The organism is Pseudomonas fluvialis, from assembly GCF_014207935.1.
Taxonomy (GTDB): Bacteria; Pseudomonadota; Gammaproteobacteria; order Pseudomonadales; family Pseudomonadaceae; genus Aquipseudomonas; species Aquipseudomonas fluvialis_A.
Window position 1 is genome coordinate 337,858 of sequence record NZ_JACHLL010000004.1, and the last position, 13,866, is coordinate 351,723.

Sequence of the window (13,866 nt, forward strand, 5' to 3'; positions counted from 1 at the left end):
CTGCCCGCTGCCGGGAGGTCCCATGGAACAGCCCGTGCACAGTTTCACCCAGTTGTTCGCCCAATTGGGCTTGCCCAGCGATGAGGCCTCGATCCGCCACTTCATCGGCTGCAACAGCCCACTCGCCGAGCACCTCGACCTGGCTGACGCGCCCTGCTGGACGCCGGCACAGGCCGCCTTCCTGCGCGAAGCGGTAGCTGACGATGCCGACTGGGCCGAAGCCGCCGACGCACTCAGCGCGGCCCTGCGTCAGGCCCGACCGGCGTCAGGTTGAGCGGCCATGTACGAAGGCAAGGCGCACCCACCGCTACCCCATGCGCAGTTTCTCCGCCGTCTGCTGCTGCATGCGCTGGCCGCTCTGGCGCTGCTGACGTTTTCGCTGCTGCTGGGCATGGCCGGCTACATGCATTACGAGCAGTTGCCCTGGCGCGACGCCTTCCTCAATGCCGCCATGCTGATGGGAGGCATGGGCCAGGTTGATGCGCCCAAAACCAATGCCGGCAAAGTCTTTTCCGGACTCTATGCGCTGTATGCCGGGCTGGGCTTTCTTGTCACCGCCAGTTTGCTGTTCGCGCCCTGGGTGCATCGGGTGATGCACCGTTTCCATTGGCAGGAGGATCGTTAGCCCATGCCCTTGCCCAGCCGTATCGAACGCGACTCCTTCGGCACCATTGCCGTCCCCGGCGATGCCCTGTGGGGCGCGCAGACCCAGCGCTCGCTGCTGCACTTTGCGATTTCCAATGAGCGTCTGCCGACCGAGCTGATCCTCGCCCTGGTGCAGGTCAAGCAGTGCTGTGCGCAGGTCAATGGCGAGCTGGGCCTGCTGCCGGCCGATGTGGCGCAAGCCATTGCCACTGCGGCCGGCGAGGTGCTGAGCGGCGAGCATGCCGGGGCCTTTCCGCTCAGCGTCTGGCAGACCGGCTCCGGCACGCAGAGCAACATGAACGTCAACGAGGTGCTGGCCAACCGCGCCAGCGAGCTGCTCGGCGGTGAGCGCGGCCAGCAGCGCCGGGTGCACCCCAACGATCAGGTCAACCTCGGCCAGTCTTCCAACGACATTTTCCCCACCGCCATGCACCTGGCGGCCCTGCACGGCCTGTGCGACCAGTTGCTGCCGGCGCTGCGCCGGCTGCGTGAGTGCCTGGCGGAGAAGGCCGGCGAGTTCGCCGACGTCATCAAGATCGGCCGCACCCACCTGCAGGATGCCACCCCACTGACCCTCGGCCAGGCGATATCGGCCTGGGTCGCCCAGTTGGGCCATGCCGAACGGGGCATCGCCGCCAGCCTGGATGCCCTGTGCGAGCTGGCAGTCGGCGGCACCGCCGTGGGCACCGGGCTAAACACTCATCCACAGTTCGGCGCGCGGGTCGCCGCCATGCTGGCCGAGGACAGCGGTCTGCCGCTGCGCTGCGCCGGCAACCGCTTCGCCGCCCTGGCCAGCCACGACGCGCTGGTCAGCAGCCACGCCGCCCTGAAAACCCTAGCCACCACCCTGCTGAAGATCGCCAATGATGTGCGCTGGCTGGCTTCCGGACCGCGCTGCGGCCTGGGTGAGCTGCAGCTGCCAGAGAACGAACCGGGCAGCTCGATCATGCCCGGCAAGGTCAACCCGACCCAGTGCGAGGCGCTGGTGATGCTCTGCTACCAGGTGCTTGGCAACGACGTGGCGCTAAGCCTCGGCGGCGCCCACGGGCAGTTCGAGCTGAATGTGTGCAAACCGCTGATCGCCCACAATTTCCTGAACAGCGTGCGCCTGCTCAGTGACGGCATGCACAGCTTCGAGGTGCACTGCGCGCGGGGCATCCAGGCCGATCGCGCAAGGATCCAGGCGCTGCTGGAACACTCGCTGATGCTGGTGACCGCACTCAGTCCGCACATCGGTTACGACCAGGCAGCGGCCATCGCCAAGCATGCCCATGCCGAAGGCCTGAGCCTGCGCCAGGCGGCACTCGACCTGGGTCTGGTCAGTGCCGCCGATTTCGATGCCTGGGTCCGTCCGGAGCTGATGCTCGGCCCAGCGCCAGACTGATACGCCAGGGTCTAGGCTGTACGAATAGGCGCAGCGTCGCTGCTCTGCATTATCCGAGTGCCGACAAGACACCATGAGCCATGATCTGAGCGCCACCCCGACACTCCCCAGCCTGCCCAGCGAACTGGCGCCAGCGCTGATGGCGGACTTGCCACAGGGTGTATTCATCACCAATCATCTGCAGCAGGTGGTGATGGCCAATGCCGCGCTGCTGAACACCTGTGGTCTCAGCGAGGCCATGCTGATCGGAAAACCCGGCGACTTTCTGCTGCATCCGCTGAGCAATCCGCAACAGCATGCCGCCATCCTCGCCGCTCTCGCCGGCGAAGCCAGCTTCCAAGGTGAGCTGTGCCAGCAACGCCCCAGTGGCGAACTGTACTGGGCCGAACTGCACCTGGTGCCACTGCACACGGCCACGGGCGCCTTCAGCCACTGCCTGGGCACCCTGCATGACATCAGCATCCGCAAGCAGATCGAACTGGAGCTGCAGGCCAGCGAGCAGCGCTACCTGGACCTTATCGAACACATTCCCGCCGGCGTCGTGGTGCATGGCGCCCATTCGGAAATCCTCCAGGCCAATGCCCGCGCCTGTGACCTGCTGGGGCTGAGCCTGGAGCAGATGCGCGGTCTGGAGGCCATCGATCCGCAGTGGCAATTTCTCAAACCCGACGGCACACCGATGGCGCTGGAGGATTACCCGGTCAACCAGGTACTGCGTGATCGCCTGCGCGTGCAGAATCTGGTGGTAGGGGTCAAGCGCAACGACGCCACCGGCCTGGTCTGGGCCATGTGTAATGCCTTTCCGGTGCTGGATAACGGCGGCCAGCTCAGCGAGGTGGTGGTGTGCTTCACCGAGGTCACCGATCTCAAGCGCACCGAGCAGGCCCTGCGCAAATCCGAGGAGCGCCTGCGCCTGGTGCTGCTTGGTTCCAACGATGCGCCCTGGGACTGGGACCTGCAAAGCCAGAGCGTGTACTACGCACCACGCTGGTGGCAAATGATCGGTCTGGCGGTCGAGGAGCAGCCGCCGACCATCGCCCTATGGGACAGCCTGCTGCACCCGGACGACAAGCAGCGGGTGGATGCCAGCCTGGTGCGCATTCTCGGCTCCAGCGTGCAGAGCTTCGAGCTGGAGTTCCGCCTGCGGCACAAGGAGGGCCACTACGTGCCGCTGCTATCGCGCGGTTTCATCCTGCGCGACGAAGACGGCACGGCATTGCGCGTGTCCGGCACCAATACCGACCTCACCGAACGCAAGCTGGCCGAGGAGCGCATCCACCAGCTGGCCTATTTCGATGCCCTGACCGAACTGCCCAACCGCCGCCTGCTCATGGAGCAGTTGCGCAAGGCCCTGCTCGGCTGCGCGCGCCACCAGCGCCAGGGCGCCCTGCTGTTCATCGACCTGGACAATTTCAAGGCACTCAACGACACCCTCGGCCACGACATGGGCGATCACCTGCTGCAGCAGGTGGCGCAACGCCTGCGCGACAGCGTGCGCGAGGTCGATACCGTGGCGCGCCTGGGCGGTGACGAGTTCGTGGTGATGCTCGAAGACCTCAGCGAACAACCGCAGGAAACCGCCCTGCAGGCGGAGATGGTCGGGCAGAAGATTCTCGCTGAGCTGAACCGCCCCTACAGCCTCAGGGAGCGCCCGTACCACAGCACGCCGAGCATCGGCATCGCTCTGTTCGACCAGCACACCGCCGGCCTCGATGAACTGCTCAAGCAGGCCGACGTGGCCATGTACCAGGCTAAGGCCGAAGGACGTAACACCCTGCGTTTCTTCGACCCGAGCATGCAGGCCAGCGTCGACCGCCGCGTGGCCCTGGAGCAGGACCTGCGCGACGGCCTGCAGCGCGGCGAGCTGCTGATCTACTGCCAGCCGCAGGTCAATGTCGCCGAGCAGATCACCGGTGGCGAAATCCTGGTGCGCTGGAACAGCCCAAGTCGCGGCATGGTCTCGCCAGCCGAGTTCATTCCGCTGGCCGAAGCCACCGGCCTGATCCTGCCCCTCGGCGAATTCGTCCTGCGCCAGGCCTGCCAGCACCTCGCCGCCTGGGCCAGGGAGCCGGCACTGGCGAACATCACCCTGGCGGTGAATGTCAGTGCGCAGCAGATGCACGAGGACTTTTTCGTCGAACAGGTGCTCGGCATCCTCCTGGAAACCGGCGCCAACCCGCAGCGCCTCAAGCTGGAACTGACCGAGAGCCTGCTGGCCAAGAATATCGACGACATCATCGCCAAGATGAATCGCCTGCGTAGCCATGGCATCAGCTTCTCGCTGGATGATTTCGGCACCGGCTACTCCTCGCTCAGCTACCTCAACCGCTTCCCGCTGGAACAGCTGAAGATCGACCAGTCCTTCGTCCGCGATGCAGTCATCGAGCCCGGCAATGCCGACATCGCCCGGGTCATCATCGCCCTGGCCGACAAGCTGCAGCTGAAGGTGATCGCCGAAGGCGTGGAGACCGCCGAGCAGCGCCAGTTCCTGCTCGATAACGGCTGCCAGCACTTCCAGGGTTTCCTGTTCGGCCGGCCGATGCCCATGGACGAATTCACGGCGCGCTGCCAGCAGGCCTGAAGCCGAGTTGATCCGCATCACGCTGCATCGGCGGATGCTCGGGCAGACTGGCCACAAAAAGGAGTTCGGCCATGCGCATCCTGCTGTATTTCCACCTGCTCGGCGCCAGCGTCTGGATTGGCGGCCACCTGGTGCTGGCCCTCGGCATCCTGCCCGGCGCCCTGCGCCGGCGAGACGTGCAGGCTATCCGCAACTTCGAGCAGGTCTTTGAAAAGATCGGCCTGCCAGCCCTGCTGCTGCAGGTGATCAGCGGTTTGTGGCTGGCCACTCAGTGGTTACCCCATGCCCTGTGGCTGGGCGACAGCCCGCAGGCAGGGTTGATCCAGGCCAAGCTCGGTCTGCTGGCGCTGACCGCCGCCCTTGGCGTGCATGCGCGCCTGGTCCTGATCCCGCGACTGAGCGCCGAACGCCTGCCGGTCCTGGGCTGGCACATTGCGCTGATCACGCTCTCGGCCCTGGCTTTTGCCTGGGTAGGCAGCGCTTTCCGCTTTGGCGGACTGTTGTAGAAACCGCCGAAAACGATCTAAAAAAGCGCACCGCCTTAATTGCTTTGTCATCACAAAGCTTGCACTCTCGAACCCTGTTTGGCCCGCTGCGGCGCATGCGCCGCGGCCCTGCCGATGGATACGAACCCACCTACGCCAAGGACCCGCCATGCTCACTCTGCGCCCCCTCGCCACCGCCCTGCTGCTGGGCAGCCTGACCCTCACCGGCTGCACCGCCAAATATGCCGATCAGCAGCAATTCTCCGGCTACCTGCGCGACTACTCGAAACTGGAAAAAACCGAATCGGCCTCCGGCCAGCCGGTACTGCGCTGGATCGACCCGAGTTTCAAGGCGCAGAACTATCGCAACATGGTGGTGCAGAGCGTGCAGTTCTATCCGGCGCCCAAGCCCTCCGAGCAGGTCAACACCCAGGCTCTGGAAGAGTTGTATCGCTACACCAACAGCCAGGTGAAAAACGCACTGAGCAAGAAGTTCCAGCTGATCGACCTGAAGAACGGCGCCAATATCAGTGGCAGTCAGACCCTGATCTTCCGTGCGGCAATCACCGGTGTATCGACCAGCACCGAATCGCTCAAACCCTACGAAATCATCCCGATCGCCCTGGTCACTGCCGCCGCCATGACCGCTGCCGGCGAGCGCGACAAGAACAGCGAACTGTTCCTTGAAGCCGAGCTCATCGACGCCAGCACCGGCAAACCCGTGCTGCAGGTGGTGCGCAAAGGCTTCGGCAAGAACCTGGACAACGATGAACAGCAGGTCACCCTGGACACCCTCAAGGGCGTAATCGACAGCGTGGTGCGCGATATCGAGCAGTTCCAGTAACGCAGGTGCTGCCATACGAAAGGGGCTCCGCGGAGCCCCTTTTTACTGCCCGAGGTTTACCTCAGCGTCTGCGCCAGCAGCCCGAGCAGAGCGGCCCCCGCCAGCACCTCGATGACCCCGCGTTTGAACAGCAGCAGCGCCAGCGCCGCCAGCAGGGCAATCAGCGCCGCCGGCCATTCGAAACTGCCACTCCAGCCCTGCGGCCAGAGCACATGCCAGGCGAAGAACAGCGCCAGGTTGACGATCACGCCCACCACCGCGGCGGTGATGCCGGTCAGCGGCGCGGTGAACTTCAGCTCGTTGTGGGTCGACTCCACCAGCGGCCCACCGGCCAGGATGAACAGGAACGACGGCAGAAAGGTAAACCAGGTAACCAGCGCCGCCGCCAGTGCTCCACCGACAAAAGCCGACTCGGGGCCGAACACCGGCTGCACATAGGCACCGACGAAACCGACAAAAGCCACCACCATGATCAGCGGCCCCGGCGTGGTTTCCCCCAGCGCCAGGCCATCGATCATCTGCGTTGGCGTCAGCCAGCCGTAATGCCCCACCGCGCCCTGATAGACGTAAGGCAGCACCGCATAGGCGCCGCCAAAGGTGAGCAGCGCCGCCTTGGTGAAGAACCAGGCCATCTGCGTCAGCGTGCCCTGCCAGCCGAACAGCGCACACAGCAGTGCCATCGGCAGCAACCACAGCAGACCACCGACCAGCAGCAGGATAATCAGGCGCGACAGGTGAAAGCGCGCATGGGCTGGCGGCGGCGTGTCGTCATCGATCAGCGCCGGACCATAATCGCGCTGCTGCCCCGCATGCCCGCCGCCGACGGCAAAATACTGCGGCGCCAGACGACCACCAACAAAACCAGCCAGTGCCGCGCCGAGCACGATCAGCGGAAACGGCACCTCAAGGGCGAAGATGGCGACAAAGGCCGCCGCCGCAATCGACCACAGCCAGTTGTTCTGCAATGCCCGCGAGCCGATGCGATGCGCCGCCTGCAGAACGATGGCAGTCACCGCCGGCTTGATGCCATAGAACAGCCCGGCCACCAGCGGTTGCTCGCCGTAGGCGATGTACAGCCAGGACAGGGCGATCAGAATGAACAGCGAGGGCAACACGAACAGCACCCCGGCGACGATGCCGCCCCAGTGGCGGTGCAGCAACCAGCCGATATAGATCGCCAGCTGCTGGGCCTCGGGCCCGGGCAGGACCATGCAGTAGTTCAGCGCATGCAGGAAACGCCGCTCGGAAATCCAGCGCCGACGCTCGACCAGCTCTTGATGCATGATCGCAATCTGCCCGGCCGGCCCGCCGAAGCTGATGAAGCCCAGCTTGAGCCAGAAGTGCAAGGCCGTGACAAAGCTGACCCGAGTGGGGACGGCAGAAGCGCTATCGCTCATGGTGCAAGAGCCCGGAAATCACAAAACCGGCACTCTAGCAGCTTGGGCATGACAATAAAAAAGCCCGACCAGTCTGCCTGATCGGGCTTTCGTGACAGCGCGGGCTAATCAGCCGCCGCAGGCACCGCAGCACTCGCCCTGGGACTTCTTCAGCATGCGCGCCAGATCGTCCTTCAGCGCCACGCGCTGCTGCTTGAGACCGCCGAGGGTCACGTCATCCAGCAGTTCGACGCCGTCTTCGACGCGGCAGATGCGCTTATCCAGCTCCTCGTATTCACCGGCCAGGCGGGCAAAGTGGTTATCGCTCTGACGCAGCTCATGCAGGGCATCGCGCAGTTCCGGGAAATCTTGAATCAACGGGTGGTGATCTACATGCATCGGGGGCAACTCCGTGGTTGGCTGTTGGGGTCAGACTAACCAGCCACCTGCCGGTCGCCGTTGACCGGGATCAACATCAGTGCAGGTCCGCACTGGCTTTGGCCTGGCACAGGCGTTCAGCCAGCTCATCCTTGAGGCCCACGCGCTGCAGCTTGAGGCCCAGCAGCAGACAGTCGTCCAGCGCCTGGCGCCCGGCCTCGACCGTGAATATCCGCTCATCCAAGCGATGGTACTCATCGACCAGATGCTGAAAGTGACCGTCGCAACGTTGCAGGAGCTGCAACTGAGCAACGTACTCGGGAAACTCGCGTTCCAGGGGATGCTTCTGCAATGGCATAACCATACCGTCCTCGCAGGTGACAGACTCAAGCCTAGCAGGCCCTTGCCTGGACGCCGTCGGCCTGTGCTTAACTAAAGTCAGTCACAACACGAGCCTCATCATGTCGAATAGTCGCTGCGGTGCCTGCCGTGACGGCCAGGCCCTGAACTTTCCCATCAGCATGGCCTTCCAGCCCATCTGCGACTTGCAGAACCGCAAGGTCTTTGCTCACGAAGCGCTGGTCCGCGGCCCCCCAGGGCGAGTCGGCCGGCTCACTGCTGCAACAGGTGGATACCGATAATCTCTACGCCTTCGACCAGGCCTGCCGGATCAAGGCGGTCGAGCTGGGCGCGCGTCTGAACCTGCCAGGGCTGCTGTCGATCAATTTCATGCCCAACGCCGTCTACCAGCCAGAAACCTGTATTCGCGCCACTCTGGAGGCTGCTGCGCGCTTCGGCTTTCCACTGGAGCGGATCATCTTCGAGGTGACCGAACAGGAGCAGGTGCTGGACATCGAGCACCTGCTGCGGATTCTGTACGCCTATCGCAAACAGGGCTTCAAGACGGCGATCGATGACTTCGGTTCCGGCTATGCCGGCCTCAACCTGCTGGCGGATTTCCAGCCCGATCTGCTCAAGCTGGACATGGAACTGATTCGCGGTATCGACCAGGACAGCGTGCGCCAGGTACTGGTCGACGGCACGGTGCAAATGTGCCGCCGCCTAGGTGTCGAGGTTATTGCCGAAGGCGTGGAAACCCGCGAGGAGCTGGCCGCACTGAAGGACATGGGCATCCATCTGTTCCAGGGCTATCTGCTGGCCCGGCCGGGATTCGAGTCACTGCCGGAAGTCGACCTCGCCCTCTGAACCGGAGCTGCATTACACTGGGTCGCATCTCCATCTGGAAGGAACACACAACAGCATGAGCATCCTCAGCGAATTCAAGGCCTTCGCGGTCAAAGGCAACGTCGTCGACATGGCCGTGGGCATCATCATCGGCGCCGCATTCGGCAAGATCGTCACCTCCTTCGTCGGCGACGTGATCATGCCGCCGGTGGGCCTGCTGATCGGCGGGGTGGATTTCACCGACCTGGCCATCACCCTCAAGGCCGCCGAAGGCACTGCCCCGGCGGTCATGCTGAGCTACGGCAAGTTCATCCAGACCATCCTCGACTTTGTCATCGTCGCGTTCGCCATCTTCATGGGCGTCAAGGCGATCAATCGCCTCAAGCGTGAGGAAGCCGCTGCCCCGGAAGCCCCGCCGGCACCGACCAAGGATCAGGAGCTGCTCAGCGAAATCCGCGACCTGCTCAAGGCCCAGCAGAAGCCCTGACGCGACCAGCGGTAACGACGGCGCCTGCGGGCGCCGTTTTTGTTTCAAGCGGCGAGCCGCTCGCTCGGCAGCTGACGGATGAAGTTGTCGGCCCGGGCCGTCATACTGGCGGTCCTTATCGATAGTCCACGTCACGCCCGAACCCGACCAGCAGTCCGTATGCCCCTATTCAGCACGCCCTTCGCCCAGCTCGACCTGATTCGCCAGCCGGACCAGGCCAACGATCCGTTGCAGGCCTTCGATGCCGCCGACGAGTACCTGCTCAACCACCTGCATGAGCAGGGACTGGCGGCGGATGCGCGCATACTGCTACTCAACGACGGCTTCGGCGCCCTGGCCTGTGCGCTCGCGCCCCATTGCCGAGTGACCAGCAGCGGTGACTCCTTCCTCGGCGCCCTGGCCCTGCAGAAGAATCTGGCGCGCAATGACCTGCCTGCCAACAGCGTGCCCTTCGTGCCGGCCAGTGCCCCGTTCGAGGGGCCATTCGACTGGGTGCTGATCCGGGTGCCCAAAACCCTGGCCCTGCTGGAAGAACAACTGATCCGCCTGCATGGCCAGCTGGCGCCCGGTGCCAGGGTTGTCGCCGCCGGCATGATCAAGCACCTGCCCCGTGCCGCCGGTGAACTGCTCGAACAGTACATCGGCCCGCTGCAGGCGTCCCTGGCGGTGAAGAAGGCGCGTCTGCTGTTAGCCACTCCCGAGGCGAGGCCTACGCCCGTGTCGCCCTACCCGACCCGCTACCGGCTGGACAAACCCGCGCTGGAGCTGGCCAACCACGCCAACGTGTTCTGCCGTGAAGGCCTGGATATCGGTACCCGCGCCTTCCTCCCGCACCTGCCCAAGGCTCTTGGCGCACTGCGTGTGGCGGACCTGGGTTGCGGCAACGGCGTGCTCGGCATCGCCTATGCCCTGAGCAATCCGCAGGCGCAGCTGACGCTGGTGGACGAGTCGTTCATGGCCGTGCAGTCGGCTCAGGAAAACTGGCAGGCCGCGCTGGGTGAGCGCAGCGTCAGCATCCGTGCCGGCGACGGCTTGGCCGAGCAAGCCGCCGACTCCCTCGACCTTGTGCTGTGCAACCCGCCGTTCCACCAGCAGCAGGTAGTCGGCGACTTCCTCGCCTGGCGCATGTTCCAGCAGGCCCGTGCTGCGCTGGTCACCGGTGGCGAACTGTGGATCGTCGGCAATCGCCACCTGGGCTATCACGCCAAGCTCAAGCGCCTGTTCCGCGGCGTCGAGCAGGTAGCGGCCACCCCCAAGTTCGTCATCCTGCGAGCCAGCAAGTAAGTCCGCTAGCGCTCCTCCAGCAGGCGCTGCAGTTCCTCGCTCAACGGCATCGGCTGGAAGGCACTGACCCGTGCCCGCCCGTTGTTGCCCAGCGGCACCCACAGCCGTGAAAACAACAGCGCGGCGACTATGCGCGGCACCTGCCCGGCCACTTCGCGCCAGTCGCGGCCCCGCCAGCCGGCCCTGAGCATCAGCCAGTGCGCGCGGGCGTGCTGCAGCGGCAGACGCTGGCCGAGGATATGGGCTCGTTCCAGCCAGGCAACACCGGCCTGCAGATCGCCCCTCGCCAGGGCAGCCTCGCCCTCGGCAAACGCACGTTGCAGGGCTTCGTCCAGCTCAGTGCGCATGGCCCTGCCCACCCTTAAGCTCGCCGTCGGCATGCCGCAGCACCTGCACCGCGGAGCTGACCGCCAGGGCAGCCATGATCCCGGCCACCAGCAGGTCCGGCCAGGCGCTGCCGGTGCCGAACACACCCAAGGCCGCCGCCAGCACGGCAAGATTGCCGAGGGCATCGTTGCGCGAGCACAACCAGACACTGCGCATGTTGCTGTCGCCTTCCCGGTAGGCATAGAGCAATGCCGCGACGCCGAGGTTGGCCAGCAGCGCCAGGCCACCGACCAGACCCATGGTCGGCGCACTGGGCACGCCGCCTTGCCAGGCCTGCCACAGCGCCGCGCCCAGCACGCCGAAGCCGAACACCAGCATGCTCACTGCCTTGAATTGCGCCGCGCGGGCACGCCAGCTGAGCGCCATACCGAGTACCCAGAGGCTGATGGCGTAGTTGGCGCTGTCGCCGAGAAAGTCCAGCGAGTCGGCCAGCAGCGACACCGAGCCGGCGCGAATACCGGCGCCGATCTCGATACCGAACATCGCCAGGTTGACCGCCAGCGCGACCCACAGGATGCGCCGGTAGCGACCGTCATTATTGCGAGGGCCCGCGTCGTGGTTGCAGCAGTGAGCGCCCATTTGGCATCTCCTTGTTTGGGATGCAGACTAGGCTAAACCCTGTAGCCACTACGGAGTCAACATGCACAAGCCACTGACCATCGGTGCTCTGGCCCGCGACAGCGGCGTCAATCTGGAAACCATCCGTTTCTACGAACGCAGCGGCCTGCTGCCCCCGCCGCAGCGCAGCGCCTCGGGCTATCGCCACTATCAGGAAGTGGACGTCAGGCGGCTGCGCTTTATCCGCCGCGGCCGCGAGCTGGGCTTCAGCCTGGAGGAAATCCGCAGCCTGCTGGAGTTAGCCGCCCACCCCGAGAGCCCCTGCGCCAGCGCCGACCAGATGGTGCGCGAGCACCTGGACAGCATCGCCACGCGCATCCGCGACCTGCAGAACATGCAGGCAGAGCTGGGCAAGCTGGCCGGCTGCCAGAGCGGTCATGCCGAGCACTGCCGCTTGCTGGAGGCACTCGACGATCGCCACTGCTGCGATTGAACGGTTCAACGACTCCAGTCGTCGACCAGGGCATTGGCCTCGGCCAGCGAGTCGAACCCCGTCAGGGCGACCCGGCCATCGCTGATCGGCTCGCGGATGATCGGCGCCATGCGCAGCTCCCCGTCGATCAGAATCGCCAGCGGCTGGCCAATCTGACTGGCCGTGATGCTGGCCAACAGCGCCTGGGCCGAGGGCGACAGACTGAGCAACACCACCGCCTGACCATCGCCACCCACCAGCACCTCGGCCTGCTCGATATCGTTCTGACTGAGCACCGGTTGCTCGGCGACCCACAGCTGCACGCCGCTGTGCCGATCGGTTAGCAGACGCAAGCCCTGGCCGGCCTCGGTTTGCGCGCTGTGCATGCCCAGGCTATGCCGGGCCGGCTCGCTGTCCGTGGCACAGCCGGCCAGCAGTACCAGCGCCAGAGCACAAAAGGCCTGCCTCATGGACGCACCAGCATGGCGTCGGCCACCTGCTGGCGCACAGCCTTGCCACGCAGTTGCTCGACCAGGGTCAGGGCAAACTCCAGTGCACTGGCCGGACCCTGGGCGGTGATGCAGTTGCCGTCGACCACCACCGGCTGATCGACGAAGGTGCAACCCGACAGGCGCTCGCTGAAACTCGGGTAGCAGGTCATGCGCCGCTGCTTGAGCACGCCGAAGGCCTGCAGCGCCAGCGCCGGGGCGGCGCAGATGGCGGCGAACAGCTTGCCGGCCTTGGCCTGGCGTACCACCAGTTCGCCCAGCGGAGCATGCTCGGCCAGCGCCTGGGCACCGGGCATGCCGCCCGGCAGGGCGATCAGGTCGAACTCCTGGGCCAGCACGTCCATGAGCATGGCATCGGCGGTCAGGCGTGAACCACGGGCACAGGTGACCATGCGCCGGCTCTCGATACTGGCCACCACCACCTCGACCTCGGCGCGCCGCAGCACGTCGATCAGGGTCACGCTTTCAATATCTTCAACGCCGTCGGCGACGGTGATCAGGGCACGCTTGCTCATGGCAACTCCGCTGGGCAGAAAGCGGCTCAGTACTTGAACTGGCCGACGATACCTTCCAGGCGGTGGGCGTTTTCGCCGGCATGACGTCCGCGCTGCAAGGTGGTTTCGGCCAACTCTACCGTGCGCCCGGCCTCTTCGCTAAGGCTACTGATACGGCGATTGATTTCCTCACTGACCAGCGACTGTTCACGAGCGGCCTCGGCGATCTGCAGACTGCGCTCGGACACCGCGGCGACCCGCGCACTGATGCTGCGTAGCGCCTGCCCCGCGCCCTCGGCCTGGGCAACCCCATGCTCGGCATGCAGACGGCTTTCCTCCATCACGGCAACTGCCGTGCGCGAAGACTTCTGCAGACGCTCGATCATGCTGTTGATTTCTTCAGTGGACGCCTGGGTGCGACTGGCCAGGGTACGCACTTCATCCGCGACCACAGCAAAACCGCGCCCCTGCTCGCCGGCGCGGGCAGCCTCGATGGCCGCGTTGAGTGCTAGCAGATTGGTCTGCTCGGCGATGGTGCGGATCACTTCGAGCACGCCACCGATTTCCCGCGAATGGCCTTCCAGCTCTTCGATCACCTGCGCCGCCTTGCCGACTTCCGACGCCAGAACCCGGATATCACTGATGGTGGCATCGACCACCTGAATCGCGCTGTGCGCCTCCCGATTGGCATCTGCTGTCTGCGCGGAGCTGTCATGAGCATGCTCGGCAACCCCCTGCACGGTCATGGCCATCTCGTTGACCGCCGTGGCCACCTGCTCGACCTCGACGCGCAGCAC

Annotated in this window: 17 protein-coding genes and 1 pseudogene; 10 read left to right on the plus strand and 8 right to left on the minus strand. The window is 65.0% G+C overall.

Going from position 1 to position 13,866, the window contains the following annotated elements:
* The first annotated feature begins 22 nt into the window (after positions 1–22).
* The 6 genes from HNP49_RS13215 (at position 23) to HNP49_RS13240 (ending at position 5,939) form a co-directional block, all read left to right on the plus strand.
* A complete protein-coding gene (locus tag HNP49_RS13215) occupies positions 23–274 on the plus strand; it encodes a DUF2789 family protein (RefSeq protein WP_184683955.1) in 252 nt (83 codons plus the stop codon).
* A gap of 6 nt (positions 275–280) precedes the next feature.
* A complete protein-coding gene (locus HNP49_RS13220) occupies positions 281–625 on the plus strand; it encodes a hypothetical protein (protein WP_184683957.1) in 345 nt (114 codons plus the stop codon).
* A 3-nt stretch (positions 626–628) separates the two neighbouring features.
* Positions 629–2,029 (plus strand): class II fumarate hydratase, encoded by a 1,401-nt coding sequence (fumC, locus tag HNP49_RS13225; protein ID WP_221445220.1) that lies wholly within the window; start codon positions 629–631, stop codon positions 2,027–2,029.
* A 73-nt stretch (positions 2,030–2,102) separates the two neighbouring features.
* The gene (locus HNP49_RS13230; RefSeq protein ID WP_184683959.1) at positions 2,103–4,610 is read left to right on the plus strand and encodes an EAL domain-containing protein; all 2,508 of its coding nucleotides are present in this window, start codon (positions 2,103–2,105) and stop codon (positions 4,608–4,610) included.
* 71 nt (positions 4,611–4,681) lie between these two features.
* Positions 4,682–5,116 (plus strand): CopD family protein, encoded by a 435-nt coding sequence (locus HNP49_RS13235; RefSeq protein WP_184683961.1) that lies wholly within the window; start codon positions 4,682–4,684, stop codon positions 5,114–5,116.
* 148 nt (positions 5,117–5,264) lie between these two features.
* On the plus strand, positions 5,265–5,939 hold the full coding sequence (locus HNP49_RS13240; protein ID WP_184683963.1) for a DUF3313 domain-containing protein: 675 nt from the start codon (positions 5,265–5,267) through the stop codon (positions 5,937–5,939).
* Positions 5,940–5,995: 56 nt separating this feature from the next.
* Here HNP49_RS13240 and chrA read toward each other — a convergent pair whose 3' ends face one another.
* From chrA to HNP49_RS13255, 3 genes are all read right to left on the minus strand, one after another.
* Entirely contained in the window at positions 5,996–7,336 is a 1,341-nt protein-coding gene (chrA, locus tag HNP49_RS13245; protein ID WP_184683965.1) for a chromate efflux transporter, read from the minus strand.
* A 108-nt stretch (positions 7,337–7,444) separates the two neighbouring features.
* A complete protein-coding gene (locus tag HNP49_RS13250) occupies positions 7,445–7,714 on the minus strand; it encodes a YdcH family protein (protein ID WP_184683967.1) in 270 nt (89 codons plus the stop codon).
* 76 nt (positions 7,715–7,790) lie between these two features.
* Positions 7,791–8,051, minus strand: a complete 261-nt coding sequence (locus HNP49_RS13255) for a YdcH family protein (RefSeq protein WP_184683969.1) — start codon at positions 8,049–8,051, stop codon at positions 7,791–7,793.
* 103 nt (positions 8,052–8,154) lie between these two features.
* Here HNP49_RS13255 and HNP49_RS13260 point away from each other — a divergent pair.
* From HNP49_RS13260 to HNP49_RS13270, 3 genes and pseudogenes are all read left to right on the plus strand, one after another.
* Positions 8,155–8,899 (plus strand): annotated as a pseudogene (locus HNP49_RS13260) (EAL domain-containing protein).
* 55 nt (positions 8,900–8,954) lie between these two features.
* A complete protein-coding gene (mscL, locus tag HNP49_RS13265; protein ID WP_184683972.1) occupies positions 8,955–9,365 on the plus strand; it encodes a large-conductance mechanosensitive channel protein MscL in 411 nt (136 codons plus the stop codon).
* Between the two features lie 159 nt (positions 9,366–9,524).
* Positions 9,525–10,649 carry a class I SAM-dependent methyltransferase gene (locus tag HNP49_RS13270; RefSeq protein ID WP_184683974.1) on the plus strand — a complete coding sequence of 375 codons (1,125 nt, stop codon included), beginning with the start codon at positions 9,525–9,527 and terminating at the stop codon, positions 10,647–10,649.
* Between the two features lie 5 nt (positions 10,650–10,654).
* On the opposite strand, the gene HNP49_RS13275 is transcribed toward HNP49_RS13270, so the two are convergent.
* Together HNP49_RS13275 and HNP49_RS13280 are read right to left on the minus strand one after the other, a co-directional pair.
* Positions 10,655–10,996 carry a DUF3703 domain-containing protein gene (locus tag HNP49_RS13275; protein ID WP_184683976.1) on the minus strand — a complete coding sequence of 114 codons (342 nt, stop codon included), beginning with the start codon at positions 10,994–10,996 and terminating at the stop codon, positions 10,655–10,657.
* The gene (locus tag HNP49_RS13280; RefSeq protein ID WP_184683978.1) at positions 10,986–11,615 is read right to left on the minus strand and encodes a cation transporter; all 630 of its coding nucleotides are present in this window, start codon (positions 11,613–11,615) and stop codon (positions 10,986–10,988) included. Before HNP49_RS13280 ends, HNP49_RS13275 begins: the two co-directional genes overlap by 11 nt.
* A 61-nt stretch (positions 11,616–11,676) precedes the next feature.
* Between HNP49_RS13280 and HNP49_RS13285 the strand changes: the two genes are divergently transcribed.
* A complete protein-coding gene (locus tag HNP49_RS13285) occupies positions 11,677–12,087 on the plus strand; it encodes a MerR family DNA-binding protein (protein ID WP_184683980.1) in 411 nt (136 codons plus the stop codon).
* A gap of 5 nt (positions 12,088–12,092) precedes the next feature.
* On the opposite strand, the gene HNP49_RS13290 is transcribed toward HNP49_RS13285, so the two are convergent.
* The 3 genes from HNP49_RS13290 to HNP49_RS19005 are packed head-to-tail and all read right to left on the minus strand — an operon-like array spanning position 12,093 to position 13,821.
* Complete coding sequence (locus HNP49_RS13290) at positions 12,093–12,536, minus strand: SecDF P1 head subdomain-containing protein (protein ID WP_184683982.1); 444 nt, start codon at positions 12,534–12,536, stop codon at positions 12,093–12,095.
* Positions 12,533–13,090 (minus strand): DJ-1 family glyoxalase III, encoded by a 558-nt coding sequence (locus HNP49_RS13295; protein ID WP_184683984.1) that lies wholly within the window; start codon positions 13,088–13,090, stop codon positions 12,533–12,535. Before HNP49_RS13295 ends, HNP49_RS13290 begins: the two co-directional genes overlap by 4 nt.
* A 26-nt stretch (positions 13,091–13,116) precedes the next feature.
* Complete coding sequence (locus tag HNP49_RS19005; RefSeq protein WP_409372552.1) at positions 13,117–13,821, minus strand: methyl-accepting chemotaxis protein; 705 nt, start codon at positions 13,819–13,821, stop codon at positions 13,117–13,119.
* Positions 13,822–13,866 lie beyond the last annotated feature (45 nt).